The organism is Burkholderia sp. LFS061 (assembly GCF_047978125.1).
Taxonomy (GTDB): Bacteria; Pseudomonadota; Gammaproteobacteria; order Burkholderiales; family Burkholderiaceae; genus Burkholderia; species Burkholderia pyrrocinia_C.
In genome coordinates this window covers 1-834 of sequence record NZ_JBFPFS010000125.1, presented here as the reverse complement: position 1 = coordinate 834, position 834 = coordinate 1, and the positions used below count along the sequence as shown (strand labels likewise).

General features: G+C 60.1%; 1 protein-coding gene. It reads right to left on the bottom strand.

From position 1 onward, the window contains the following. Positions 1-834 (bottom strand): filamentous hemagglutinin N-terminal domain-containing protein (locus ACNQQL_RS35980; protein ID WP_347069691.1); only part of this gene is annotated, 834 nt, incomplete at both ends.

The window sequence follows — 834 nt, the reverse complement described above, 5'->3', positions numbered from 1 at the left end:
GGTCAACGAAATCTCACCACCCGGCGCAAGCAGTGCCCCAGACAGCGCCAGCACCTTCTGCGCCGCCATCAGAATATTCGCGTCCATTTTGCTGTTCGCAGCAATCACGCTATCGACGGTTTGCGTCACTCTTTGTGTGTCTGCATCACCAACTTCAACCGACACCGAGTCAACCGTCTGTCCATCGCCCACACTCACATTGCCCGACAGCTCAACCTCTCGCCCCCTGACCGCAATCGTGCCGCCTAGCGCCTTGACCTCCCCGCCCACCGACACCCGCCCCGTCGACACCAAGGATGTGTCACTGCCCGCACCTCGGCTGAGGTTTGTAATCGTCCCCGTGTTGGCCAGCAGTGCCCCCATCAATGCATTGCGCCCCGCCGCATTCAGTTGAATCGATCCATCCTCCATGGACTGGCCGATCACGAGATTGCCCGAGTTCGTCACCAGCGCATCTCTGGCCGCCCGATCGATCGATACATTCCAGCTGCCCAGCTGAATCGTGGCGGCATCCGCCCCGACCAGAGCGATGCCACGACTATCCGCACCCGGATCTTTACCCGCCGTGATGTTGCCCGCGTTCGATACCGAATTGCCCAGCAACGCCACAAACGACTGCGCCGTGATATCGACCCCCGGCTGAACCAACACTTGCCCAGGCTGCGTCGATCCGGCCGCAAAACTCAGCTTTCCCGCCATGAAGTCGCTATTGTTTATGCCCAACGAAGACGCAACCAGGCCACCAACGTCAACCGATGCCCCCTGCCCGAACACAACTCCATTTGGGTTCACGATAAATATCCGGCCGTTGGCTTGCAGCGTCCCGAGAATCCG